At 65.8% G+C, this 26,389-nt stretch carries 19 protein-coding genes (1 of these 19 running past the window's edge); 14 read left to right on the top strand and 5 right to left on the bottom strand.

Annotated elements, in window-relative coordinates; translation table 11 throughout:
* Positions 1-8: 8 nt before the first annotated feature.
* The 3 genes from EJF31_RS10665 to EJF31_RS10655 form a co-directional block, all read right to left on the bottom strand.
* Positions 9-551: a MarR family winged helix-turn-helix transcriptional regulator gene (locus EJF31_RS10665; protein WP_185736204.1), complete on the bottom strand. Its 543-nt coding sequence runs from the start codon at positions 549-551 to the stop codon at positions 9-11.
* Between the two features lie 514 nt (positions 552-1,065).
* Positions 1,066-1,710: an enoyl-CoA hydratase/isomerase family protein gene (locus EJF31_RS10660; RefSeq protein WP_260430850.1), complete on the bottom strand. Its 645-nt coding sequence runs from the start codon at positions 1,708-1,710 to the stop codon at positions 1,066-1,068.
* Between the two features lie 395 nt (positions 1,711-2,105).
* Positions 2,106-2,927 carry a FadR/GntR family transcriptional regulator gene (locus EJF31_RS10655; RefSeq protein WP_125037020.1) on the bottom strand — a complete coding sequence of 274 codons (822 nt, stop codon included), beginning with the start codon at positions 2,925-2,927 and terminating at the stop codon, positions 2,106-2,108.
* A 371-nt stretch (positions 2,928-3,298) separates the two neighbouring features.
* Between EJF31_RS10655 and EJF31_RS10650 the strand changes: the two genes are divergently transcribed.
* The 9 genes from EJF31_RS10650 to bioB all read left to right on the top strand — a co-directional run bounded on the left by EJF31_RS10650 (position 3,299) and on the right by bioB (position 13,888).
* The gene (locus tag EJF31_RS10650) at positions 3,299-4,429 is read left to right on the top strand and encodes a CaiB/BaiF CoA-transferase family protein (RefSeq protein ID WP_125037019.1); all 1,131 of its coding nucleotides are present in this window, start codon (positions 3,299-3,301) and stop codon (positions 4,427-4,429) included.
* Positions 4,426-6,069 (top strand): class I adenylate-forming enzyme family protein, encoded by a 1,644-nt coding sequence (locus tag EJF31_RS10645; protein ID WP_125037018.1) that lies wholly within the window; start codon positions 4,426-4,428, stop codon positions 6,067-6,069. Before EJF31_RS10650 ends, EJF31_RS10645 begins: the two co-directional genes overlap by 4 nt.
* 89 nt (positions 6,070-6,158) lie before the next feature.
* The gene (locus EJF31_RS10640) at positions 6,159-7,100 is read left to right on the top strand and encodes an SDR family NAD(P)-dependent oxidoreductase (protein WP_125037017.1); all 942 of its coding nucleotides are present in this window, start codon (positions 6,159-6,161) and stop codon (positions 7,098-7,100) included.
* Positions 7,101-7,151: 51 nt separating this feature from the next.
* On the top strand, positions 7,152-8,756 hold the full coding sequence (locus EJF31_RS10635; protein ID WP_125037016.1) for an AMP-binding protein: 1,605 nt from the start codon (positions 7,152-7,154) through the stop codon (positions 8,754-8,756).
* 93 nt (positions 8,757-8,849) lie between these two features.
* On the top strand, positions 8,850-10,016 hold the full coding sequence (locus EJF31_RS10630; RefSeq protein ID WP_125037015.1) for an acyl-CoA dehydrogenase family protein: 1,167 nt from the start codon (positions 8,850-8,852) through the stop codon (positions 10,014-10,016).
* Between the two features lie 49 nt (positions 10,017-10,065).
* Positions 10,066-10,983, top strand: coding sequence for a hydroxymethylglutaryl-CoA lyase (locus tag EJF31_RS10625; RefSeq protein WP_221767573.1), 918 nt, complete (start codon positions 10,066-10,068; stop codon positions 10,981-10,983).
* 8 nt (positions 10,984-10,991) lie between these two features.
* Positions 10,992-11,750, top strand: coding sequence for a CoA transferase subunit A (locus EJF31_RS10620; RefSeq protein ID WP_125037013.1), 759 nt, complete (start codon positions 10,992-10,994; stop codon positions 11,748-11,750).
* 159 nt (positions 11,751-11,909) lie between these two features.
* A complete protein-coding gene (locus tag EJF31_RS10615; RefSeq protein WP_125037012.1) occupies positions 11,910-12,572 on the top strand; it encodes a CoA transferase subunit B in 663 nt (220 codons plus the stop codon).
* A gap of 308 nt (positions 12,573-12,880) precedes the next feature.
* On the top strand, positions 12,881-13,888 hold the full coding sequence (gene bioB, locus EJF31_RS10610; RefSeq protein ID WP_260430765.1) for a biotin synthase BioB: 1,008 nt from the start codon (positions 12,881-12,883) through the stop codon (positions 13,886-13,888).
* Positions 13,889-14,007: 119 nt separating this feature from the next.
* On the opposite strand, the gene EJF31_RS10605 is transcribed toward bioB, so the two are convergent.
* Together EJF31_RS10605 and EJF31_RS10600 are read right to left on the bottom strand one after the other, a co-directional pair.
* The gene (locus tag EJF31_RS10605; RefSeq protein ID WP_125037011.1) at positions 14,008-15,114 is read right to left on the bottom strand and encodes a hypothetical protein; all 1,107 of its coding nucleotides are present in this window, start codon (positions 15,112-15,114) and stop codon (positions 14,008-14,010) included.
* The gene (locus EJF31_RS10600) at positions 15,111-16,034 is read right to left on the bottom strand and encodes an alpha/beta fold hydrolase (RefSeq protein WP_125037010.1); all 924 of its coding nucleotides are present in this window, start codon (positions 16,032-16,034) and stop codon (positions 15,111-15,113) included. The genes EJF31_RS10605 and EJF31_RS10600 overlap by 4 nt, the downstream gene beginning before the upstream one ends.
* A gap of 997 nt (positions 16,035-17,031) precedes the next feature.
* Between EJF31_RS10600 and EJF31_RS10595 the strand changes: the two genes are divergently transcribed.
* From EJF31_RS10595 to EJF31_RS10575, 5 genes are all read left to right on the top strand, one after another.
* Positions 17,032-17,250, top strand: a complete 219-nt coding sequence (locus EJF31_RS10595; RefSeq protein WP_125037009.1) for a hypothetical protein — start codon at positions 17,032-17,034, stop codon at positions 17,248-17,250.
* Positions 17,251-17,580: 330 nt separating this feature from the next.
* Positions 17,581-19,086 (top strand): hypothetical protein, encoded by a 1,506-nt coding sequence (locus tag EJF31_RS10590; RefSeq protein WP_125037008.1) that lies wholly within the window; start codon positions 17,581-17,583, stop codon positions 19,084-19,086.
* An 89-nt stretch (positions 19,087-19,175) separates the two neighbouring features.
* Positions 19,176-21,125, top strand: a complete 1,950-nt coding sequence (locus tag EJF31_RS10585; protein ID WP_125037007.1) for a hypothetical protein — start codon at positions 19,176-19,178, stop codon at positions 21,123-21,125.
* 657 nt (positions 21,126-21,782) lie between these two features.
* A complete protein-coding gene (locus EJF31_RS10580) occupies positions 21,783-25,892 on the top strand; it encodes a YDG domain-containing protein (protein WP_185736201.1) in 4,110 nt (1,369 codons plus the stop codon).
* Between the two features lie 8 nt (positions 25,893-25,900).
* On the top strand, positions 25,901-26,389 hold the 5' portion of the coding sequence (locus EJF31_RS10575) for an MBG domain-containing protein (RefSeq protein WP_185736200.1). 132 nt of this gene lie beyond the right edge of the window; 489 of the gene's 621 nt are visible here — the first part of the coding sequence; the start codon lies at positions 25,901-25,903; the stop codon falls past the right edge of the window.

The following is a 26,389-nucleotide window of genomic DNA, read 5'->3' as shown; positions in this document are numbered from 1 at the left end:
GGGACCAGTCAGGAGTGGTCTTCGGCCAGGTCGCCGAGTCGGGCTCGCACCGGCCGGAGGAGGTTCACCAGCTGCTTGGCGTCGGCCTTGGTGAGGCCGGGCAGTCCGAACGTGATCTCATCCAGCGCGTCGGTGGCGCTGGTGACGAGAGCTTTGCCTGCAGGCGTGATCTTGGCGTAGGTCGCCCGCCGGTCCGTCGGATGCGGCTCTCGAACCAATAGGCCCTGGTTCTCGAGGCGATCGGTCATCAGGGTGACCGTGGTGGGGTGGACCATGATCCGGCTGGCGATGTGACTGAGCAGCAAAGCGCCGTTGTCGCTCAAGTGGACCGACAGTAGAAGAAAGTATGAGTTGACCTTCAGGTCGTACTCCTTCAAAACGCTGGCCATGGCGTCGGTCATCAGTTCATGGATCCGGACGATCGACGTGACGGCCAAGAAGCGGTCGGTGTCACCCATGCCCTGTTTGGTCCACCAGTGTTCAACCCAGTCGACCGGGTCCGGGCTCCGGCCCTTGCTCGGCCGACGCGCCGGTGCGGGCGCCTGGTCCACGGGTGTCTTCCTGCCAGCCACTGAGTCCTCGTTGCTCTCGGTGTCGATGGCGAGCACTCCCGCCGATCGACTCATTGCTGAACCGTTCTTGCAGTCGCCACGCCAAGTCCAGCACGAAGACGGCTGAAGTATTCTAATACATGAATGTCTAGCCTGAGCCTACTGCGGGGCCGGTGTCGGTGCGGGGGTGGGACAAGGAGGTCGAGACCATCACGGACTCGCTGAGCATCATGTCGGTGAGGACAGGCCATCGAGTCGGCTGGGTTCTGGATCTGCCGGCTGGTGGTGAACCACCGGGACTGACTGACGTTGGATCAACCCGGTCGAATCGGCCACCGCGGGAAGCCGGAACGTCGAAGGACCAGAAGGCCACTGGCGCACAGGACTTCGAGGACCTACCCGTGAACTGACTGGCTTGTGTCAGCTGATACGACACCGGTTCATTCCTGTGGCCCAGGTCCTGGCCCTCGGCGTGGATGGCGTCGGACGACGCGTCCCGGTTGGTCGAAGATGGCTAGTGTGCAGGGTCAGTCACGGCGCCGGCGAGAGCCTGACGGGCGTGTTCCATCATGTCCTGGGGCTGCGCCGCCAGCTGCGCCGCGATCGACATCGCCGTGGGGTACAGGTCCGCTGCACGGCTCACATGGTCGACGAGGCCCGCCGCGAGAGCGGAAGGCGCCGGCACGAGATCCCCGAGAAGGGACATGCGCCGGGCGAAGCCGATCCCAGTCCGATCCACCAACGCGGCATAGCTGGTCCGGCGCATCTTGCTGCCCGTCGCCACGTGAGGCAACTGGAACCTGGCGTCGTCGGCCGCCACTATCAGGTCGCAGTGAAGGGCTAGTTCCAGCCCTCCGCCGATCACTGCCCCTTGAACGCAAGCCACCGTCGGCACTTGGACGGCTCTGACCGTGATCATCAGCTCCTTGATCTCAGCCAGGTGCTGTCGCCGGCCCGTCGGCGACAGCTCGAGAAACGAGTCGTGGTCGCCGCCGGAGCAGAAGTTCCGTCCTTCAGAGTGGACCACGAGCGCCCTTCCCTTGGCCTCTGAAATGGCACGGGTGACACTCAACACCATGGCTGGGGTCAAGGCGTTAGAGCGGGACGGGTCGCACATGCGTACAACGGCAACGTCGCCGACCTGGTCTGCTACAACCATCGGCCGAGGCGGTTCTTCAGGGCTCATGCGCATCTCCAGTCCCGCAGGGCGAATGAAGTTCTCGCCTCCATCTTTGCTAGTATAGAGATGTTAGCGAATCGAAGGTCCCTGAAGTCGGGTTCGCATGAATGCCACCTGTGAGATCCGCAACCTCGCGAGCCTTTCGCTGTTCTCGGGGTGGCGCCTGCCCGGACGCCTGCAGGCTCGGGAGCAGTCCTTGACAGAACCCACTGGCCGACCGAACTGTCTTCCCTCAATCTCAACCCAACGAGGAAGCTCTCATCAGCCGCGATCCATGCTCATCGGTCAAGTGCCGGACTGCCGATTTGCGAGGACCGCCAAAAAGGTTAGGCGTGGCTCGCGTCCTACAACCGTCAGGGAGGGCTCGGAGGCACCTAAACCAGCGCCTGGAAACTTCGGCGGGCCCGGGCGCAGGCCGCGTCGACGATCTCGTTCACGTCCACGCGGCTGATGTACGTGTCGCGGATGGCCTCGTTGTGGCGGCGGACGGCCCGCTCGGCGCCAGACGCATCGCCGGCTTCCATGCGGGCGATGATCTTGGCGTGGGCGTTGACCACGACCTGGCGGTCCGCTCGGGTGTAGGCCTCACCGCGCGCAGCCATGACCTCTTCAACCGCTTCTTCCTGGGCCGACCAGAGGGCGACCAGGCTGCGCACGATCAACTCGGTGGTCCTATTCCCGGACGAGGTAACGAGCAGGTCGTGGAACTCTCTGGCTTTTACGAGGAAGTGGGGGTCGTCGTCCAGCAGAGCCCGTGTCTCCTCGAGGTTCTGACGCAGCTTGGGAAGAACCTGGTCCTTGTCGGCGCTCTCGACACACATTGCCGCGCATTGCGGCTCGAGGCGGACGACCGCGTCGCCTAGGTCGGACAATCGGACCTTGGTGGCCTGGAGGGCCAGGCCGAGCGAGTAGGCAGCGGAACTGGCGTCGGGTCGGAGCATCTGGGAACCACCGACGTTGCCCCGGCGAACGGTGATCAAGCCCTCTGTCTCGAGGATCCGGAGCGCTTCGCGTACTGACGGGTAGCTGACCTGGAATTCGGCAACGAGCTCATCCTGTTTGGGCAGGACCGCGCCCTCGTCGGCATTGAGGATGCGCGTCCGTAGCTCGGCTGCGATCGACTCCGCGATCCTGATCTGCTGGAGAGGCTTGCGAAGGCGAGCACCGTTGGCCCGAATCATGTTCTGCTCGTCCATGTCAATCACTTCCCGAAAATGGGGTCGATATGGCTTGGGCTACGTCGAGGTCTCACACTCGCAACTCTATACCTTCAAAGGTTGTACTTGCGGGCACTCTGGCCAGCCACCAAGGACTCGGGGTTCGAGAAGGCCTCTGGGGACGACCGACCCCGGGCGGATCCTTCCCTATGTGCAGGAGGAGCCCCGCGTTGACGCGGCAGTTCGGATCGATTTCCGGCCGCCTCCCTGCCTTGTGCGCAACTGTCGCCAACTGATCCTCTTGTCTATCAATGCATTACTTGTTAGGATTGCAGTATGAAAAGGATGGGCCTTTGCCTTACTGTGACCCACGTCGCTGAACACGTTCTCGGTCTTCCGAGGTCCTGCTGATGACTGGGCCACTCGAAGGCGTCCGAGTGCTCGAGGTGGGCAATTACGTCAGTAGCCCGTACGCAGGGCAGATGCTCGTCGACCTCGGAGCTGAGGTCATCAAGGTCGAGGCCCCGCCCGAGGGCGATCTCTTCCGGCACTTCGGGCGACCACCGACACCGATCAGCCCGCTGTTCGCCAACTGCAACAGGGGAAAGCGCAGCATCTCCCTGGACCTCAAGGCACCGGGATCGGTGGAGCGGTTGCTCGGAGTGGTAGCCACGAGCGACATCTGGATCAGCAACTGGCGTACCGGGGTCGCCGATCGGCTCGGTCTGGGGGACGAGGTCCTGGAGGCCGCCAACGAGCGGTTGATTCGGATCTACGTCACCGGTTACGGCCCCGAGGGGCCCAACGCCGACAACCCAGTCTTCGACCTGATCGTCCAGGCCGCCAGTGGACTGAGTCAGGCGACCGCCCGTGCCAACACTCCTCAGGCACAACCCGGCTTCCCGGTCGACAAGATCACCGCCATGATGGCCGCCCAGTCGGCTCTGGCTGCCCTCTATGCCCGTAGCCGTAGTGGCAGGGGGGAACGTATCGACATCTCAATGCTGGCGGCGGCTTCCTACGTGGACTTCATCGATCTGTTCGCCAACCGCACGTTCGTCGACGGGGCCCCTGAGGACCCGCTCAACCACCACGCTCTCTCCCCCCGGGTCCTTCAGGCCAAGGACGGGTGGATAGCAGTGGCCCCGGTCTCCGGGCAGGCCATCCGGCGGGCCTGCGAAGCGGTGGGGCATCCCGAATGGGCGACCGAAATCCGTCAGGCGCCAGGGCAGACCCAGTTGCTGTTGCGCTTCTTCGAGCTGTTCGAAACCGTGATCCCGACCCAGACGACGGCGCATTGGTTGGCGTTGTTCGCCGAGCAAGACGTTCCCGCTTCCCTGTGCCTGACCATGGACGAACACCTCGACGACCCGCAGGTCAGGGTCCAGGAGATCTACCGAATGACCCGGTGGCCGGAGATCGGTCAGGTGAGGACGGTCAGATATCCGGCCGAATTCGCCTCGGTGGGCCGCATCGGCTCGGTCGCCCCGCCGCCGGCGGTGGGCCAGGACAACGATGAATTTCTGATGGATCAGCCGTGACGCCCGAGGTCTCCGTTTCACCACCAGTCGCTTGGGGGGCCGAGCTGGTCGAGGAACTGGTGCTCGGGGCGCCTTGCCTCGTCTTCTCGAACCGGCATCGAAGTGTCACCGGGTTGTTCGCCGACGCCCGGCGGTTCCCCGATCGCCCTTATCTGGTCCAGGGCGGACGCAGGGTTACTTTTGCCGAACACGAGCGCCTCGTCGCAACCGCCGTGGGTCTCTTGCGGCGCAACGGGGTCAAGAAAGGGAGTCCGGTCCTCCTGTTCGGCGTCAACAGCGTCGAATGGGTGGTCGCCTACTGGGCCATCCTGGCCGCGGGCGCGGTGGTGGTTCTCGGAAACGCCTGGTGGAGCGAGGACGAGGTGGGCCACGCCGTCACCTCCATCGAGCCCGTTCTGGTCGTCGGCGACGAGGCCCGGTTGGCCCGGCTGCCCGCCGGACTTCCGGTCCTGTCCTTCTCTGCCCTGGCCGAGCTGCTCGGCGACGAGTCGAGCGATCCGTACGACGACGCCCCCGGGTCGGCCAGTGAAGACGATCCGGCCGTCGTGGTGTTCACGTCGGGTACGACGGGACTGCCCAAGGGTGCCGTTCTCTCCCATCGTGCCATCGTCTCGACCCTGCAAGCCCTCCTCGAACGGACGCGTCGGCTCCCCGCCGCGGACAGCCAACCCCCGGCTCCCAGCAGTTCCCTCCTGAGTTTGCCGATGTTCCACGTGGGAGGACTGCAGCAGATCATCACCCCGATGGTGACCGGTGGGTCGATCGTCTTCAGCGAGGGTCGCTTCGACCCACAGCGGATCGTGGCGCAGATACTCGCGGACGGGATTCGGGTCTGGTCCGCCGTTCCCACCATGGTGACCAGGGTGATGGACTACCTGGAGCAGAACGCGCACCCGCCTCTCGTCACCTTGCACACCCTCGGACTCGGCGGCGCCCCCGTCCCCCAGGAGCTCCGTGAGCGGGTACTCACCTGGTTCCCCTCTGTGACCCGGGGCTTAGCCGTGACCTACGGGCTGAGCGAAGCCTGCGGAGTGGTGGCCACGGGCGCCGGAGAGGAGGTCCGGGTACGGCCGGGGTGTGTCGGTCGCCCGCTGGCGACCTCGACGGTCTCCATCGCCGCCCCGGACGAGGCCGGAACCGGCGAGATTCTGGTCCGCAGCCCTTCACTGATGCTCGGATACTGGTCCCGACCCGAAGGCGCAGATTGGCCCGTGACATGGGACCCCGGCCCGATCGGCCCGGACCGGTGGCTGGCCACCGGCGACATCGGTCGGCTGGACCAGGACGGCTTCCTTTTTGTCACGGACCGCAGCAAGGACATCGTGATCCGCGGCGGTGAGAACATCGCCACCCCTCACGTCGAGGGGCGGTTGTCGTCCCACTCCGCCGTGGCGGAGGTGGCCGTGCTGGGCCTGCCGCACCCCAGCCTCGGCGAGGAACTCGGTGCGGTAGTCGTCCTGCATCCCGGCCAGGATGTCAGCGGTGAAGACCTTGGAGCCTTCGCCCGCGAAACGCTGGCCCACTTCGAGGTCCCGTCAAAGTGGTGGTTCCACCCCGGGCCTCTGCCCCAGAACGCCACCGGCAAGGTGCTGAAGCGGACCCTGCGGCACGAATGGGTCGAGCGGGGGCAGGCGTTGTGATCCGGTTCCATCCCAGCCGGCACTTAGCACCCCGTGAATTGCCCTTTCAATCCTTGCAAGTATAGTCATATTCGTGATACTGTTCCGCTATGAGCTTGCTTGAGGGACGTGTTGCGATCGTTACGGGTGCAGGTCGAGGAATTGGTCGGGAAGAAGCGATCGCCTTGGCTCGGGAAGGGGCCAAGGTCGTGGTCAACGACCTCGGCGGCGGCTGGCAGGGCACTGGTTCCGACAGTCGCCCCGCGGATGAGGTCGTCGAGGAGATCCGGAACTTCGGCGGGCAGGCGGTCGCCAACTTCGACAACGTGGCCGACGAGCAGGGCGCCAGTAACCTCATCCGCCAGGCCATCGACACGTACGGCGACCTGCACATCCTCATCAACAACGCCGGGATCCTCCGAGATGGAATGGTGTTCAGCGCGGACGTCGCCGAGTGGCGCCGGGTTGTCGACGTTCACGTCGTCGGCCACTTCCTGACCACTCGTGAAGCCACTGCGTACTTCAGGAACCAGAGCAAGGCTGGGGCGCAGGCCCGCCGGGCGATCGTCAACACCACAAGCGAGTCGGGCCTGTTCGGCAACGCCGGCCAGTCGAACTATGACGTGGCGAAGATGGGAATCGTCGGGCTCACCGTCGCCGCGGCGAAGGAAACGGCCAAGTACGGCGTGACGGTCAATGCCATCGCGCCGCGGGCGCGCACCAGATTGACGACGAGCACGTTCGAAGGCACTGCCCGAGCTAGCGAATTCGCCGATGCTGCCGTCGAGTTCGACGCCATGGACCCAGCCAATATCGCACCCTTCGCCGTCTTCCTGACTACCGACCACGCAGCTGATATCACCGGGCAAACCTTCATCGTCTACGGGGGGATTGTGGCTCACGTCCGTCTGCCCCACGTGTCCGACATGATCGTGAACGATGGTCGCTGGACCATGGAGGAGTTGGCGTCCCGTCGGGATGAACTGTTCAAGAAGGTCGGGCCATCGGCCTATGAAGGCCCTCGGGGCTACGCCAAGCTTCCCGCCCAGTAGACCCTCCGTCCTGGACGGAAAATTGACTTCGAAGAACCAGAGGTAGTCCGCATGAACAACGCATACGACCGTCTGCCTGAACGCGATACTCCCGTCCGCGCGCTGATGCGTAGCGCAACAGAGCACTCCGACCGTCTACTGCTCCGGACCAGCGACACGGAGTGGACACACGGCGCATTCGCTGCACGGGCGGGACGCATCGCGACCGGCCTTCAGGAGCTCGGGGTCCGCCCCGGCGACTTTGTCGCAACAATGCTGGATAACAGTGTGGACTGCGCCGCCACTTGGTTCGCAACGGCGGTTGCGGGTGCCGTACATGTACCGCTCAACACGGCCTTGCGTGGCGAGTTCCTTCGCCATCCCCTGCGTGCAACCGGGGCTCGCTTCCTGATCGCGGAGGGCGACTACCTGTCTCGGGTGCCCGGCGCAAGCGATGGCGGTCCGGAGGTATTGATCAGTCGCGGCCCTGTGCCCGTGGGCGGTCCTCGGCCTTCGGCGTATCTTGCGGAGCTTGAACGGGACCGCGAGCTCCCGCCCGTGGATGCGGATCCCTCCTCGCTGATGGGGGTGTGGTACACGGGTGGCACGACGGGCCCGTCCAAAGGGTCCATGTTGAGCGGAAACCAGGTGTGTGAAGCGGCCAAGAGCGCCCTCCGACTGACCAAGCGAACCGCTGATGACCACCTGTACACTCCCCTGCCCTACTTTCACTTCAATGCCACGGCAACAACCCTGGTGGCATCTGTGCTGATCGGCGGGAGCGCCACAGTGGCAGATCGTTTTTCTGTGTCTCGATTCTGGCCGGAAATCCTCGAGAGCCGAGCCACCATGGTCACCCTCCTCGGGTCGATGGTGCATCTCATTGCGCATATGGAGGACACCGAGGAGATGCGCCTGGCCCAAGGACAGCTACACACTGTCTGGGCCATTCCCTTCGCGCCTGAACTCATTGACATCTGGAAGAACCGCTTCGGGGTCAAGACGCCTGGTGGCGCCGCTTACGGCCAGACCGAGACAGGCTTCATTGCCTCGACCGTGCTCGGAGAGGACGTACCGGTCGGGGCGTCCGGCCGCGAGACAGACCTCTATGAACTGGCGATTCTGGACGACGAAGATCGGGCGCTGCCGGTAGGGACCGTAGGCGAGATCGCAGCGCGGCCACGCAAGCCTGATGTGATGTTCAAGGGCTACTGGGGACAGCCCGTCGAAACTATCGCGTGCTTTCGGAATCTCTGGCACCACACTGGAGACTTGGGGCGTATCGACGAAGACGGATGGCTGTACTTCGTTGACCGGAAGGCCGACTACTTGCGCCGTCGCGGAGAGAACATCTCCTCTCAAGAACTCGAGTCTGCGTTTCTCCTGCATCCTGAGATCCACGAGGTGACGGCCTACGCGGTGCCGAGCGAGCTGGCGGAGGACGACGTGAAGATCACCGTCGTGCTCGAGCACGGGTCATCGCTGACCGAGGAACGTCTCTGTCATTGGGCGTTTGAGAACGTGCCGCGATTCGCCGTCCCACGCTACATCGAGTTCGCGAATGACTTGCCCCGGAGCCCTACCGGCCGGGTTTTGAAGCGAGAGCTTCGGGACCAGCACAAAGTCGAACAGTGCTGGGACAGAGAGCGCGCCGGTCTGGATCTGCCTACTCGCTGACAGCTGGGACTACCTGCGTGTCTGCCAAGAACGTGTTGGCAGAGATGGGCGGCAAGAACAGCGCACCGTCTTGACCTACCGAAGAAGGACCTGATGGATTTCGAACTGACCGAAGACCAGCAAGCGCTGCGTGCGGGGGCGCGCGAACTGGCTCGAAGCTTCTCCGATGACTACTGGGCAGGCTGCGATGACCGCGGCGAGTTCCCGTGGGAGTTCTACAACAGGTTCGCGGAGAGCGGCTGGCTCGGCATCGCGATCCCTGAGGAGTACGGCGGCGGTGGCCTGGGTATCCTCGAGGCCTCGCTTCTGCTTGAAGAGGTCGCCGCTTCCGGAGCGGGCATGAACGGCTGCAGCACCATGCATCTGACGATCTTCGGCCTTAACACGATCACGAAGCACGGCAGCGAACAGCTCCGCAGGGAAGTCTTGCCCGCCGCGGCAGACGGCTCTCTGCACGTGTGCTTTGGGGTCACGGAGCCCGATGCGGGCACCGATACGACCGCGATCACGACGTTCGCGCGCAAGGTCAACGGCGGATATGTCATCAACGGTCGGAAGGTGTGGATCACCAAGGCAGGCCAGTCGCAGAAGATGGTCCTCATCACGCGCACCACGAAGCGCGCCGACGTTGAGCGGTCAACAGACGGCATGACCCTGTTCCTTATTGACATCGACTCCGACTACGTCAAGCTCAGCCCCATCCCGAAGCTCGGACGCAACGCGGTGAGTTCGTACGAGGTCGTCATCGACGACTACTTCGTGCCCGACAGCTGCCGAGTCGGCGAGGAAGGCAAAGGGTTCTCGTACCTGCTGGACGGCCTGAACCCCGAGCGCATCCTCCTCGCTCACGAAGCATTGGGCCTTGGGCGCGTCGCCATCGAGAAGGCCACTCGCTACGCCAAGGAGCGCGTTGTCTTCGGTCGCCCGATCGGGCAGAACCAGGGGGTCGCGTTCCCCTTGGCCGAGGCAACCACTCGGCTGGACGCGGCGGAGCTGATGGCTCGGAACGCTGCGTGGCGCTATGACAAGGGACTTTCGTGTGGCCGCGAGGCCAACATGGCGAAGTGGCTGTGCGCCGATGCCGGATTCACCGCCGCCGACCAGGCTATTCAGACACACGGCGGCATGGGGTACGCGAAGGAGTACCACGTAGAGCGCTACTTCCGGGAGGCCCGCATCCTGCGTCTCGCTCCGGTCTCCCAGGAGATGGCCATGAACTACGTGTCGAATCATGTTCTCGGTCTCCCCAAGTCCTACTGAGCCTGGATCAACGACAGCCGAAGGAGAGAGTCCGGTGCCCGCTCTGCCCATGGTTGTGCCACAGTCTGGCTTGCCGGAACGAGTCACGATATATGAGGTCGGCCCGCGTGATGGCCTCCAGAACGAGAAGACCCTTGTCAACACAGAAGTGAAAGCAGAGTTCGTGCGGCGGCTCCTCGCCGCAGGGCTTCCAATCGTCGAGGCGACGAGCTTTGTGCACCCAAGGTGGATCCCACAGCTTGCCGACGCCGCCGACCTCATGGGGCTCCTCGATGCTGCTGGACGAGACTGCCCCGTGCTCGTTCCGAACGAACGAGGCTTGGACCGGGCTCTGGAACTCGGAGTCAAGAAGATCGCAATCTTCGGCTCCGCGACCGACACCTTCGCGAAGAGGAACCTCAACTGCACCCTTGAAGAGCAGTTCGCGATGTTTGAGCCGGCCGTCAAGCGCGCCCGAGAAGCAGAACTCGACGTACGGGCCTACGTTTCCATGTGCTTCGGCGACCCCTGGGAAGGTGCCGTTCCTGTCCAGCAGGTCGTCTACGTGGGTAAGCGCCTGCTCGACATGGGCGCCAATCAGCTGAGCCTAGGCGACACCATCGGGGTGGGCACTCCGGGTCATGTCACGCACCTCATCGAGTCGTTTCTCGAAGCCGGTGTGGACGTCGCCCAGCTCGCCATGCACTTCCACGACACCTACGGACAGGCGCTCTCCAACACGTTCGCCGCCCTGCTCGGCGGCGTCAGCACCTTCGACGCCAGCGCCGGGGGGATCGGCGGCTGCCCGTTCGCCGAGAGCGCCACCGGGAACCTGGCCACGGAGGACCTCGTGTGGATGCTCCACGGGCTCGGAATCCAGACCGGGGTCGACCTCGGACAGGTGGTCGCCACCAGTTCCTGGATGGCCGAACACCTCGGCCGACCGAGTCCGTCCGCCCTGGTTCGCGCACTCACCCGAACGAGCTAGGAGACGGCATGAACAAGGTGATGGCCAGCGCGGCCGAGGCGGTCGCCGACATCGCGAGCGGATCCACGCTCTCGGTCGGCGGCTTCGGCCTCTGCGGGATTCCGTCGGTGCTGATCGAGGCGATCCTCGACAGCGGCGCGAGCGACCTCGAGGCGGTCTCGAACAACTGTGGCGTCGACGAGTGGGGGCTCGGCCGGCTGCTGATGGCCAAGCGGCTGCGCCGGATGATCTCCTCCTACGTGGGGGAGAACAAGGAGTTCGCGCGGCAGTACCTGCACGGTGAGCTGGAGGTCGAGCTCACCCCGCAGGGGACGCTGGCCGAGCGGATGCGGGCCGGCGGCTCGGGCATCCCGGCGTTCTTCACCGCGACCGGCGGCGGCACCCAGGTGGCCGAGGGCGGCCTGCCGTGGAAGTACGACGCCGACGGCAACGTGATCGTGTCCTCGCCGCCCAAGGAGACGCGTGACTTCGGGGGCCGTGAGTACGTCCTGGAGGAGGCCATCGTGGCCGACTTCGGACTGGTGCGGGCCTGGAAGGGCGACCGGCACGGCAACCTCGTCTACCGCGACTCCGCGCGCAACTTCAACCCGCTCGCCGCGATGTGCGGGCGGGTCACGATCGCGGAGGTCGAGGAGCTCGTCGAGCCCGGCGAGCTGGACCCCAACCACGTGCACACCCCCGGTGTCTTCGTGCAGCGGGTGGTCGCGCTGACCCCCGAGCAGGCCGCCGACAAGCGGATCGAGAAAAGGACGGTGCGCTGCAGATGACGGCACCTGGTTTCAACCCCCCAGTCTCCGAGGCGGTGTCGGCGGCCCCCTTCCTGCCGGTGCTGGCGCCGCCTCGGAAGCCACCCTCACTTCTTGTTTCGCTCGCCCTCGAGGCGATGCGGATAGTGCGATGGGTCGGCGATGTTCCGAGGAGCAGGCATGAGCTGGACGCGTGAGGAGATGGCCGCCCGGGCGGCCTCGGAGCTGAAGGACGGCTCCTACGTCAACCTCGGCATCGGGCTGCCGACACTGGTGCCCAACTACGTCGCCGACGACGTGGAGCTGGTGCTGCAGTCCGAGAACGGCATCCTCGGGGTCGGGGCCTACCCGCTGGAGGGTGAGGAGGACGCCGACCTGATCAACGCCGGCAAGGAGACCGTCACGCTGCGCCGTGGGGCGTCGTTCTTCGACTCCGCCACGTCGTTCGGGATGATCCGCGGCGGCAAGATCGACGCCGCGATCCTGGGCGCCATGCAGGTCTCGGCCGCCGGCGACATCGCCAACTGGATGATCCCCGGCAAGATGGTCAAGGGCATGGGCGGCGCGATGGACCTGGTCCACGGCGCCAAGCGGGTGATCGTGCTGATGGAGCACGTCGCCAAGGACGGCACCTACAAGATCGTCAACGAGTGCTCGCTGCCCTACACCGGCCGCGCGGTCGTCGAGCGGATCATCACCGACCTGGCGGTGATCGACGTACTCCCCGACGGCGGAGGCCTCAAGCTCGTCGAGCTGGCCCCCGGGGTGACCGAGGACGAGGTCCGGGAGAAGACCGAGCCCCGTGTAGTGAGCAGGGAGCAGGTCCATGGCTCAGCGTCGTAGTCGAACTGACTGGTTCATTACTGCCCCAGTGTTCTTATCTGGGAGCGTCGTCCACGCAAAGGAGATGGGGACGCTCACGACAGCTTGTGGACGATTGGCGCTCAGCTGGCCAAAACGCATGGACCTGCCCTTCGTCGGACATCGAGGAGAGGTCTGCAGCGAATGTGCCACCACAGTCGCCGCGCGAAGTTCGAAGGCTGCAACCAGGAGCGGGACATGAAAAGCCAGCAGACACCGATGGCGGCTACATCCACCTTCAATCCTCGGCAGAACGCCAAGAATACTGAAAGTCGACTGGAGAACGTCCGGTGACAGAAACGGTGAACGGCGTCCTGGAGCGCGCCCGCACGAAGGTCCTCGACGACGGCGAAGGGCTGTCGTACGACGAGCTGGTCGAGGTCCTCCAGCTCCCCGACGACCTGGTCCCCGAGCTGCTCGAGCTGGCCCACGGTGTCCGCATGAAGCACTGCGGCCCGGAGATCGAGGTCGAGGGCATCATCAGCCTCAAGACCGGTGGCTGCCCCGAGGACTGCCACTTCTGCAGCCAGTCCGGCCAGTTCACCTCGCCGGTCCGCTCGGTGTGGCTCGACATCCCGCAGCTGGTCAAGGCCGCTCAGGAGACCGCCGCCACCGGCGCCACCGAGTTCTGCATCGTCGCCGCCGTCCGCGGCCCCGACGAACGCCTGATGACGCAGGTCCGCGACGGCATCAAGGCCATCCAGGAAGCCGTCGACATCAACGTCGCCTGCTCGCTCGGCATGCTCACCCAGGAGCAGGTCGACGACCTCAAGGACATGGGCGTCCACCGCTACAACCACAACCTCGAGGCCGCGAAGTCCTACTTCCCCTCGGTCGTGACCACGCACTCCTACGAGGAGCGCTGGGAGACCTGCGAGATGGTCCGCGACTCCGGCATGGAGCTGTGCTGCGGCGGACTGGTCGGCATGGGCGAGACCCTCGAGCAGCGCGCCGAGCTCGCCTCCCAGCTGGCGTCGCTCGACCCGCACGAGGTCCCGCTCAACTTCCTCAACCCGCGTCCCGGCACCCCCTTCGGCGACCTGCCGATCATGGGCTCGGCCGACGCGCTCCGCACCATCGCGGCGTTCCGCCTCGCGATGCCCCGCACCGTGCTGCGCTACGCCGGCGGCCGCGAGCTCACCCTCGGTGACCTCGGCACCCGCGACGGCCTGCTCGGCGGCATCAACGCCGTCATCGTCGGCAACTACCTGACGACGCTCGGCCGCAACGCCGACGAGGACCTCACCCTCCTCTCGGACCTGAAGATGCCGATCAAGGAACTCGCGAAGACCCTCTAGTGAACGACTACTGCGGTCACTGCGGCGAACCCGTCGATGCCCGCGACCACACCGCCTGCGAGCGGCGGCTGGTCCGTCGAGTGCGGGCTGGTCCGGGAATGTATTACGTCTGACTGTCGCTAGAACGCCCACTGGAACATGGCGAGAACCAACGTCGCGTTTGCGATGGACAGCGCCAGAATGGCGGGCGCCCGCTTCCAGATTCCCTGAATCGGAAATCCCTTCTGGCCGTCAAGCAAGGCGAGACGCACGGCGGGATCGTGGCCCGATGGACTTCCGCGGGACCTGAGGAATCCTCGACGCCGTCGCTCTTGGGGAGCGCTGATCCTGGTCCGCTCGGCCATCCAAGAAGCCGTGTAGCAGTGGCGAACGAACGAACTCAGCCCCAGGACAAGGAACAGATTGGCGACGATGCCGACGAGGACGAACGCCGAGAGGACGGCAACGGCGGTGTTGGATCCTCTGGGGCCGACGACCATGAACGCGATGCTCAGCATCGCCACGGCGAAGTTTGCCGCGCCGAGAGTGGTCAGGTTGAGCAATGCCCGAAAGGCGCCCCAACCATGGTCGGGGTCGTCGTGTGAGTAGAGGAATGCCGCTGGGAAGTGACGCTTTTGGCGGGTCATTGCCCACGCAAACCTCACATGAAGGCGAGCGTGTAGCAGCGATGCGAGAGTGCCAGCACTCCCGACCGCGATCCACCACGCGGCAGGTAGGCGATGCCCGTGGCCAGCCCACCAACGGTCCTGCAACACCTCGGCTGTCATGTGAGAGGCACGCTCGGACAGGAACTGGCTGAGGGGGTACGAGGTCTCCACCTTCGAGTGGAACCAGACGCCCATGGCCAGGATGCCCCCCGAACCGAGCAGGAGGATTGCGAATCCGACCTTCGATTCGACCAGCCGAGTCCGGAAACGGACGAGTTTGTACTTGGGGTTCGTCAGACCATCCCGTGCCAGTGACTCGTCCAGGGCTTCGAGCGAACGCTGGTAACGGAAGTAGAGGTGAACAGACAACGCCGCAGAACTTCCCAGAAGCAGGCTGGGGACATCAACCGCGAGCGGAATTGCCGTGCAGGACCTTTGGTCGTCGACCGGTTGAAGCACTGCCGCCAGGAAGTTGCTGACTCCGCAAGTGCGCGACCAAGCGACGTGCTGCAGTGCTGCTGAGATGGCGGCTCCGAGAATCAGAGCGGCGGAAAGGAGCAGGCTCCGCCATCGGCTCATGCCAGGTGGCCCCAATCGCACAAGGCGGAGAGCGCCTCCCGGGGCTGCTCGATAGGGATGAAGTGGCCCGACCGAGAGAATTCGACGAAGGTGGCGTTCGGTTGAGCCAGTTCCAACGCTCGACGATCGGCCGCACTGACCAACTTGTCGTGACGACCGAAGCCTCCAAGGAGCGGGACCGCGATTCGGCGCCAGGTTTCCACAGTCTCGTAGTCAACGCCCGTGCGTTCCGCGTGGCGGAATGATGTGGGTCTGACGCCACGCGCGAGTGCGTCGAACAGAGACTGTTGCATCCTCAAGGGTGCGTAGAGCGAGTCCCTGAGGGCGAGCCGCAACAAGCCTGACTTGCTGCCTGCTCCCATCACCGGCGAGGCGAGTTGGCCAAGCGAGGAGATTGTTCGTAGGCCCGAGTACGACAGCCACGCTGCGGGCGATCGGGCTACAGACCTAAGCGGATGGTTCACGATGTCAACGATTGAGTGGTAAGCCCCGGAGAATGAGACCACGCCGCGACTTGGGTTGCGTGCGGCGATGTCGAGCGCAAGGAAACCCCCCATGGAATGGCCGACGAGCGTCACGTCGCTATACGTCTGAAGGTGCAGCGCTTCGCGGATGGCCAGGGCAACACCTTGCAGCGTCACTGGGCCGGGGAGTGGGTCGGATCCACCGAAGCCGGGGAGGTCGACGAAGACCCAGTTCGAGACGCTTCCGCCTGTCTCGGCCTGTGCGCGGAGCAGGGGAGTCCAGGTCTCCCAAGACATGCCGACGCCGTGGATGAACAGGTTGACTCGTGAGCCCTCGCGGCCGGGTGACGAGATGACTTGGAGTGATCCAAGGTGGGTCTTTCGAAGTTCTGCTTCTAGTCCGAAGTCTGCTGGATCTGTCGATAAGGGAAAGGGGGCGTACTTCGATCGGGTCACAGCCAGCCTCCCTCGTTGAGTGGCAAGAGAGTAGTGGCGCGCAGCCGCCCCGGAGGCCAATTGGGACAGGCGCTGGCCAGCGGAACACCGATCTGAGAGCGACCGTGAATATCGCTGGGCGCCTACGGCGGTCCCGGCCTGGCGGCTCTCAATCCGGCGCCAACGTCGACCCCGCACGGTGCAGCCGGAACGCTGAGGACTTCACCGCCCTCTGGCTCGAGGAGGTGCAGATCGACGACGTTCCTCGCAACTGGCTGCGCTGGGCCGCGAGTGTCACCCAGTTGGACAACAAGGTGACCGGCGGCAATCCGCGTCGACGAGCAGCACAGTGCCTACCTCCTCGACGCGGATGTCTTCGTTACCGCCGACCGCACCTACGCCAGGGTTCTGCAGCGCGTGCGTGAGGAGGCGCTCTTCATGATGGCAGACGTCAGGCAAGTCGCGGCCGTGGGTGAATTCCACAGCGCTCACCGGGTCGCCGAGACTCTCGCCCTATAGGTATTTATAGGCCCCAATAGGTGTTGGGCCGCAAGCCGTTGTTGCTGGGCAACGGTCTTGACCTGGCGACCGTGGCTGCTGGCCGGCTTTGAGGGGAGTCACTCATCTTCAAGCGCCTCGGCTACCTCAGCTGCCGAAATGGGTCGCCTCACGGTCACAGGAGGTAAGCCGCTGATGGGGCCGACTGTCACCTTGCCTGGCGGTTCACCGGGATCAGTCATGACCCAACTGTCACACCTCAGGGGCCCAAGTGTGGACTTGCGCTTCTGGGTTACGTCGCTCAGACCCAGCACCCGCTCGCGCCGAGGGTACGACGCTCGGACGACTCTGCGACCGGGGTGCTGCCAGGTCAGCCGCGGCTCGCGCGTGGGCGTAGGGCCAACGTGACGACGGTCGTCGTCTGGACGTCCAAGTCGTCGACCTGTCCGTCTGCCGCGGATCAATGGTGCTGCGAGACCACACCGCGTCTCGTGACCTCCAGGCAGAAAGGGCATGAACCATGTCCCAGCACCACAACCAGCCGGTGATCCCCACCGCGTCCACAGTGTTCGTCTTCCCGCCGATTCCGCTGGCCTCCGGCGACACCGTCTACGACCGCAACGGCGAAAAGCATCGGGTCGTGGCGGTGACCGTACGCATCGGCACCGAGGACTCGGACACGCCAATCGAGGTCGACCTGGAATCCCGGTTCGGCGGTTGGTGGGTCCCGACGCCGTGACGGCCTGACCGACGGCCATCAAGGCCCGTGGCTGCGGCGGCCCCTGGAGCATCCGGGGGCTGCCGCTTCTGTGCCTAAGGGCGTGCCGGAAACCGGCCGCGCACGACCCACCAAGGACGGGGTCAACTGCCGTGCAGGTGGCCGTCCAGGTTTCTGGACGTCGACCTGTCCGATCCGCGATCCACGATCGCCGTCATGAACCACCAGCGACCCGCAGCCCCGGCGACGTGGCACCTGAAGCCGATCCGTCGCGCTGTCACGCCTGGGGCCAGACCTGCCGATAACCCGCCTCGTCCGACCCAACCCGACCACGTCCACCAGGGAGCCACCATGACCGAGCAGCAGCGAGACAACAGTCAGGACGCCCCGAAGTCGCATCAGGGTTCCAAGACTGGCAGTCGGCTGAAACGACTCTCGGCCGCGGAGATCGCCCGTCGCGCCGAACGCCAGCGACCCGCAATTGCCCGAGCCGGTGAACGCGGACGCACTGCGCGGCCGGCGCGGACGGATGAGCAGCCGGAGCTGGAGACGCCGCCCGCGGTGGACGCACCCGAAGGGGCTGCGGTCGTCGTCACTCACCCGGCAGTGGCTCTCACGACGAAAGTCGACGGTGACGACAACGGTGCTGGTCCCTTGGCTTCCATTGCTCGCAGTGATGTCAAGACGGCCATGGTCTCCCGCGAGGCGTCGCAGACCGGGCCGCGGCAGATGACGATCTGGGAGACCGCCGAGGACGCCGAGGTTATCGAGGGCTGGGTGGCTGCGAGCACCCGGCGCGACCGCCTCGAAGACGAGGCGGACACCGAGGAGGCCGGAGACACCGAGGCCGGCGGCGGCGGCGCTGTCGCGGGCTGGCGCGTCGTCACCCCATGCTCCGAGGTGGACCCTGCCGTGCGGCGCACCCGGTTGCGCAACTTGACCACCCGCGACGACCTGCACCTGGTCCAGCAGGTCCGTGCGGCCGTGCTCGACCTCGTCCTCGAACACCCACACCAGTCAGGGGAGGCCGACCGTCGCCTCGTCGCCCTCGGGATCCGCTTCGGGGTCTGGACGCTGGCCAAGACCGCCGACGGCGAGTTCGACCCGTTCCGCGACCTGACCGAGGACCGCATCACCCGGTTCGTCCGTGACGCCGGGCCGCATCTGTCCCCGGGCAGCCGCGACTCCTATGCCGCAGCCCTGCGCCGTCTCGCGGCCGGACCGACAATCCGGCACCGCAGCAGCCGCCGCGAGGCTGCCGCGCCGCTGCCGCGGGCGGTTGAGGACGGACTGTGGGCGGCGGCCGATGCGTACGCGGTCACCTCGCGGCAACACACGGATGCCAAGACACTGCTGGCCCTGTCGTTCGGTGCAGGAGCGATGGCCGAGGAGATCAACATCGTCGCCCCCGAGGATGTGCTGGTCGGCCGCCATCACGGTGACATTCGCGTGAGTGTCCGGCTCGTCCGAGACAAGACCTGGGTGCGAGACGTCCCGGTGCTCCAGTCGCGCTACGCCGACTGGCTCGCCGCCCGAGCCACCCAAGTTGCCGGGCACGCCTACCTGTTCAAGCCGGACCGGGTGAGCCGCCGCAACGCGCTCAACTCAACCACCCGACGGCTGGCCGAGACCAACCGGGCCTTCGAGAGGTTCCGGCTCAACGCCGCCCGTAACACCTGGGCAGTCACCTGGCTGCGGGCCGGGGTTCCTTTCGCTGAGTGGGCCAACGCCGCTGGTGTCGGCCCCGGCACCCACCTGCCGACCGACCTCCTCGCCCACCTGCCAACCCCGGGACCAGACCAGGTCGAGGCCGCGTTCCGCTGCGCGGCCCTGCGCACCGACCCGACCGCTGACTAGCCCCCGAATCGGCATCCGGGCTGCCGATAACGACACAACCATCCGCTGCCGCCCCGCGTCAGCACCCGCGAACGACAGGAAGAACGCACATGACAATCCACGCTCCCGCAACGCACACGTTGAACCACCAGACCACCGAGCACCTGCTGAAGGCGCTCGCGGTCGTGGTTGAGGCCGACTTGGAAGGCATCATCACCCGGGCGCGCGAGACCCAGGGCACTGTGCTCCCGGAGAAGCGTCGCGGACCCCGCGCCAAGTTTGTCGCCTACACCGCCACTGCACTGGCGTGCACGATGTATGAGTTGAAGGCCAGCGCCCGGCCTGCCTCCCACAAGGAGATGCTGGACGCGCTGTGGCTGCGGTACACCGAGGCCGAACTGGGGCTCATCGGGCTGGAGGGCCTCCGCGACCCCGATCGCCTCGCGGCCATGACCCCGGACTACACCGGCATGAGCCCGGAAGACAAGCGCACCGCCATCACGAAGGCGCAGCGAGTCTACGAGGCCGAGTACCAGCGGCTCGTTGTCGCGTTCGACGGGATCTTCGCGCCGATCGATGACACTCCGATCAAGGCCAATCACCGCCGCAACGCTGACGACCCCGCCGCGAGGAATCGGCCAACGATCACGGAGGTCAAGAAGGCCGCGCAGCGAGCGGAGTTGAAGCCCAAGCGTGCTGCGAAACTAGAAGTCCTCGGGGCGCTGATCGCCGCAAGCCTGCGCGTCGAGAACCGTGACCGCCACGGCGACACCGACGTCTTCACCGGCATCCTGGCCGACTACCGGGGTCATGTTGCCGTCGACGAGACGCACATCATCGACGCCCTTGGCGACCTGCCCAAGGGGACCGCTCCAGGCAATTACTTGAGCCGACTCCACGGCCACACCCGCGACGGCGGCAAGAAGGGCTACCGCGCCGCCGTGGGGCTCACTCTCGCGCTCACCACCGCCGACCCCGGCCAGGACTACAACGTCCCCGAGCTGTGCCTCGGCGCCTCGATCCACCACCCCACCGGCGGTCTCGGCGACGCCGTGCGCGAGATCCTCCACGCCATTCAGAGCACTGGACTCAGCAAGTCCGGTGGCTCGAACCATGCCCAGTACTGGATCTTCGACGGCGGCTACACCGAGAACAAGGACCTGAATGTCGACCTCTCCGCCGCCGGACTCGGCATGGTCATGAAGTACGCCAAGGGACGCCGCGTCCTATTCGAGATCGGAGCGGTCAACAACCCCGACGGCACCAAGGCCGACGGCGTCTATCTCTTCAACGGAGTGCCGTTGTGCCCCGGAGCGAGCCGCCGTCGCCTCGAAGAACTCACCGAAACCTTCAAGAAGCCCGAGGAGGCCCGCATGACCGACCAACAGTTGCTCGCCCACGCCGAGACCATCGCCGAACTCGAACCGTTGCGGATGCGCACAAACGGCCGACCACAACTGGTGCCCCTGCGCAAGCGGGGCGGCCAGAGCAAGACCACCGCGCCGGCCGAGCCCGAGATGGTCATGAAGGTGACCGTCACCTGCCCCATGGTCTCCGGCACCGCCCGCTGCCCCGTGTTCGACGAGTTCAAGGACGAGAAGTACGCAAACCTCCCCGAGGTACCTGACGCCCCTATCCACCTGGACGACGTGCAGCGCCCCGCCTGCTGCCGTAACGCCAACGGCAACATGACCCTGAACGTCCCGCTCAAGGCGTTCAAGACCTGGCAGGACTTCATGGTCGGCTCGTTCGAGCACGCTGACTGGTACAGCGGACCCCGCTCCAACGACGAGCGCTACAACTCGCTGCTCAAGCGCGCCCACGGCGGAGCCGACCTCTCACGACGATCCATCGCGCCCCGAAAGGCGGCCTTCCACGCACTGACTCTCGCCGTCTCGATCGCCGTCACCAACCGTCGGGCCCTTCAGACCTTCGAGGCCGGCATCAACACCCGCGGCGGCACCAAGCCTGTGCCGCCCGGCAAGCAGAACAAGGCACGCCGTAAGGCCAGGCTCGCGGCGGCCCGGGCGACGGGGCGGACTCAACGCGTCGCCGCCTGATCGCGCAACCCATCGAAGGCGCCCACCCCTCTGGGGTCGGGCGCTTTTCGGCGTTTCAGCTAGCTACGGGCCCGAGCACGATCGAGCAATCGAATCGTGGGAGTTCTCGACCGTGATTTCGACCGGATCGGTTGTCGCCGATCAGAGCGATCCAATAGGCGGATCGCTCCATTGACCACCACCGCGCCCCCGGGCTGCGAGAGGGCCGTCTGCGAGGTCGAGCTACGTCGTTTCATGCCTCTGACCTGCGGAAACGAATCATGGGAGAAGCCACGGCGAATCTTGGGAGCATCTTCCGACTCACCGAGACGACCTGCAAACATCAACCGGTCACCACCACCCGGGAAGATTCCCGGGACGACAGACCGGGTACCCCGAGCACGGGGCGCCCGGTCTTTGTCGTTCCCGGGCTGTCCCGGACGACCCACTGTCCCGCCCGCGGCTGCACCGCGACGGCGCCGGACGGGCCTGGCACGAGCTGCCTACCCCGATTCGGGTAAGTACGGCCCGGTACCTCTGCACGTGCCCACGCTCCCAAGCACCCTCGGCCTACTGCCGTACCTCGGTGGTGTGTTGCGGTGCTGATTTCAGCCCGCAACTCGGGGGGACAACACGGGGGCTGCTGCCATGGCCGGTCACAGGGGCAATTCTTCACATTTGGTCACGAGGGGTGGAGGCAAGGCGATCAGCCTGGCGCTGGCCGCCCTGATCGTGCTGTCCAGCCAAGGTACGGCGTTCGCCGACGTGTCCACGCCGTCCAGCCCGGACCCCTCGGTGACCAGCTCACCGACCGCGGAGCCGACGCCGGACCCGACGCCGACGCCCACCCCCGAGCCGACGCCCGAGCCGACGCCCACGCCCACGCCGACGCCGACGCCCCAGCCGAGCCCCTCCCCTGACCCGGCACCCGAGGTACGCAACGACTACATCGTGGAGTTCGTGTCGGGCACCACGACCGCGCAGCAGCAGGACGACCTTGCCGCTGTGGGCGCGATCAGCACTGACGCGGTCCCGGCCCTTCAGCTGTACTCCGCCTCCCTCACCGATGCAGGTGTCGCCACCCTCCGGGCTAACCAGGACGTCGTGCGAGTCGAGGTCGACAAGGTCCGAGAGGTGCAGGGCACTCCGAACGACCCGTCGTACGACAGCCAGTGGGCGTTGTCGAAGATCGGCTGGGACTCTGTCTACGGCACCGTCCAGCCGGCCGGATCGGCCACCGTGGCTGTGCTGGACACCGGTGTCGACCCGACCGACGACCTGACCGGCAAGCTCGTCGCCGGTGCTTCCATGATCGACGGGGTCGCCGACACCGGGGACCCCAACGGCCATGGCACCGCGATGGCCTCGATCGTCGCCGCCGGCACGGACAATGGCGTCGCCATCGCGGGCGTCGGCTTCCAGGGTGTGTCCGTCATGCCGGTCAAGGTGCTCGGCGCCGACGGCACCGGCCACGACTCCGACATCGTGCGCGGGGTGGTGTACGCCGCAGACCACGGCGCCGATGTGATCCTGATGTCCTTCTCGAACCCCGGTCGCAGCGCCGCGCTCCAGAGCGCCGCCGACTACGCGTGGTCGAAGGGCGCGGTCCTTGTCGCCGCCACCGGCAACGACGGTTCCACGGCCGACACCTTCCCGGCCGGTCTCGCCAAGGTGGTCGGCGTCTCCGCCACCACGCGCGACGACTCGCTCTGGTCCGGCTCGAACTCCGGCGCCGACACCTTCCTCGGCGCCCCCGGAGTGGACATCGCCACCGGCTACGGCTCCGTGAGCGGTACGTCGGCCTCCGCCGCGATCGTGGCAGCCTCCGCTGCCCTGGTGAATGCCAACGACCCCACCGCCTCGAACGGCGTTGTCGTCGGCCGGCTGGCCCGCACCGCCGATGTGGCTGGCACGGCCTCCGACACCGGCAACGGCCGACTCAACCTGGCGCGCGCCCTCGGTGACAGCTCGACCGATGCAGTCGTGCCGCAAGGCGTCACTGGCAACGGGGGCCCGATCGTGGGGCCGTACGTCGCCGCGAACAAGAACCTGACACTCACGTTCGCCGGGTCAGGCGGAGGGACCATCGCCTTCTCGAACCCCGTTCCTTCAGGGACGTTCGGTCCATGTACCTCGACCTGCTCGGTCTCGCTGGACAACAACCAGCAAGGCACCCTGACGGTCACCCCGAATGCAGGTTCGACCTTCACCGGCTGGAGCGGTTCATTCGGGTCGGGCGGTACGACGACATGTACCGGGACCACCAACCCGTGCAACTTCAGCATGAGCAACAACGCCCAGGGGCTCACCGCCACCTTCTCGTCGTCGTGCACGGCTGCAGCCGTGACGACCCAACCCACGGCTCAATCCATCACCTACGGCGCCAATATTTCGTTCTCAGCTGCCGCGTCCGGCAACCCCGCTCCCACGATGCAGTGGCAGGTCAGCACCAACGGTGGCGGAGCGTGGAGCGACATCAGCGGAGCCACCGCCAGTCCGCTGAACCTGAGCCAGCCCAAGGTTTCCCAGAGCGGAAATCTCTATCGAGCAGTCTTCACGAACTCGTGCTCGGGCACGCAGACGGCGACGACGAACCCGGCTGCGCTCACGGTTGCGGCGAAGTCGATCGTTGGGTCCTTCACTGCCAGCAACAAGGGTTACGACGGTTCCACGTCCGCATCGGTTCTGACCCGCTCGCTCACTGGTGTGGTCGGTGCTGACGTTGTCTCGCTCACCGGGGGCTCGGCGACGTTCGGCAACGCGAACGTGGGTTCCGGCAAGACGGTGACCCTGACAGGCGCCAGCCTGAGCGGCACGGACGCCCTCAACTACACCCTGGGGTCGGTCTCGACCACGACTGCGAACATCACAGCGCGTGCGATCACGGTGACGGCGGCGGCGAGCACCAAGGCGTACGACGGGACGACGACGTCGTCGGGGACGCCGACCATCACGTCGGGTTCCCTGGCGTCCGGCGACACGGGGAACTTCTCCCAGTTGTACGCAAGCAAGGTGGTTGGTACCGGCAAGACTCTGACCCCGTCCGGCTCAGTCGCTGACGGCAACTCTGGTGGCAACTACACGGTCACGTTCGTGAACAGCACGGCCGGTGTGATCACCGCCAGGGCGATCACCGTGACCGCGGCGGCGGACACGAAGGGCTACGACGGGACGACCAGCTCGTCGAAGACACCAACGATCACGTCGGGCTCGCTGGTGGCCGGCGACACATCGAACTTCTCCCAGTCGTACGCGAGTGCGGGTGTTGGCACGGGCAAGACCCTGGTTCCGTCGGGCTCGGTCAGCGACGGCAACTCGGGTGGCAACTACACGGTCACCTTCGTGAACAGCACGGCCGGTGTGATCACCGCGCGGGCGATCACGGTGACAGCTGCGGCGAATACCAAGACGTACGACGGGACGACCAGCTCGACGGGGACGCCGACGATCACGTCGGGTTCCCTCGCGCCCGGCGACACGGGGAACTTCACCGAGTCCTTCGCAACCAAGAACGTCGGCACGGGCAAGATCCTGACACCGTCGGGCTCGGTCAGCGACGGCAACTCGGGTGGCAACTACACGGTCACCTTCGTGAACAGCACGGCCGGTGTGATCACGGCGCGGGCGATCACGGTGACAGCTGCGGCGAACACCAAGACCTACGACGGGACCACCAGCTCGACGGGGACGCCGACGATCACGTCGGGTTCCCTCGCCCCCGGCGACACCGGGAACTTCTCCCAGTCCTTCACCAACCCGAACGCCGGCACGGGCAAGACCCTGGTTCCGTCGGGCTCGGTCAGCGACGGCAACTCGGGTGGCAACTACACAGTCACCTTCGTGAACAGCACGGCCGGTGTGATCACCGCCCGGGCGATCACGGTGACCGCGGCGGCGAACACCAAGACATACGACGGGACCACCAGCTCGACGGGGACCCCGACGATCACGTCGGGTTCCCTGGCCCCTGGCGACACCGGGAACTTCACCGAGTCCTTCACCAACCCGAACGCCGGCACGGGCAAGACCCTGGTTCCGTCGGGCTCGGTCAGCGACGGCAACTCGGGTGGCAACTACACGGTGAACTTCGTGAACAGCACGGCCGGTGTGATCACGGCGCGGGCGATCACGGTGACCGCAGACGAGATCACGCAGGTGTATGGCGGCTCAGCGCAACCGCTGACCTTTGCGGTCTCGTCGGGGGCCCTGGCGCCAGGTGACTCGTTCTCCGGATCATTGACTCGTGCCAGCGGCTCGAACGTGGGCACCTATGCGATCACGCAGGGCAGCCTGACGTTGGGCAGCAACTACGCGATCACCTACGCCGGGGCGAGCTACACGATCACGGCGCGGGCCATCACGGTGACCGCGGACTCCCAGACGAAGGTCTACGGACAGGTGGACCCCCAGCTGACCTACTCCGTGACCAGCGGAACGCTACAGCCGGGCGACGGGTTCACCGGCTCTCCGACTCGGGCCCCAGGTGAGTCGGTCTCGGGCGGACCGTACGCCATCACCAAGGGCTCCTTGAGCGCTGGCGACAACTACGCACTGAACTTCATCAACGCCACGTTGACCATCGACAAGGCGCTGCTGGCGCTCTCGGCGGACAACAAGTCGAAGACCTACGGCGATGACAACCCGACCCTGACGTTCTCGGTGGCCGGCCTGGTCAACGGCGACACCCGGGCCACCGCGTTGACCGGCGACCCGACCCTGGCCACCACCGCGACCAAGTCCTNNNGGACAACAAGTCGAAGACCTACGGCGATGACAACCCGACCCTGACGTTCTCGGTGGCCGGCCTGGTCAACGGCGACACCCGGGCCACCGCGTTGACCGGCGACCCGACCCTGGCCACCACCGCGACCAAGTCCAGCCCGGCCGGCAGCTACCCGATCACCCTGACCGGGGGCACCAGCGCGAACTACACCCTGACCCGTGACGACGCCACGTTGACCATCGACAAGGCGCGAAGCCACGTAGACGTCGAGGCGACTGACAGCGCGTTCTCAGAGCAGCCGGTGGTGGTGACCCTGACGGCAACGGTCTCCAACGCCTCGACCCCCGCAGCCATTGACGGCGGCACGGTGACCTTCCAGGTCAAGAACGCTGGGGGCAACGTGGGGGCTCCGGTGACCGACTCGTCGGTGGAGACGGGTGTGGCGAGTGTGGACTACACGTTGCCGGCCGGGACGGCTGTGGGTGAGTACACGATCGTGGCGACCTATTCGGGGACCGGCAACTTCGATGGGTCGATGGACAACTCGAAGAAGTTGACGGTG

It is taken from the genome of Nocardioides sp. LS1 (assembly GCF_003865225.1).
GTDB classification, from domain to species: domain Bacteria; phylum Actinomycetota; class Actinomycetes; order Propionibacteriales; family Nocardioidaceae; genus Nocardioides; species Nocardioides ginsengisegetis.
This window is presented reverse-complemented; position numbering and strand designations above follow the sequence as displayed.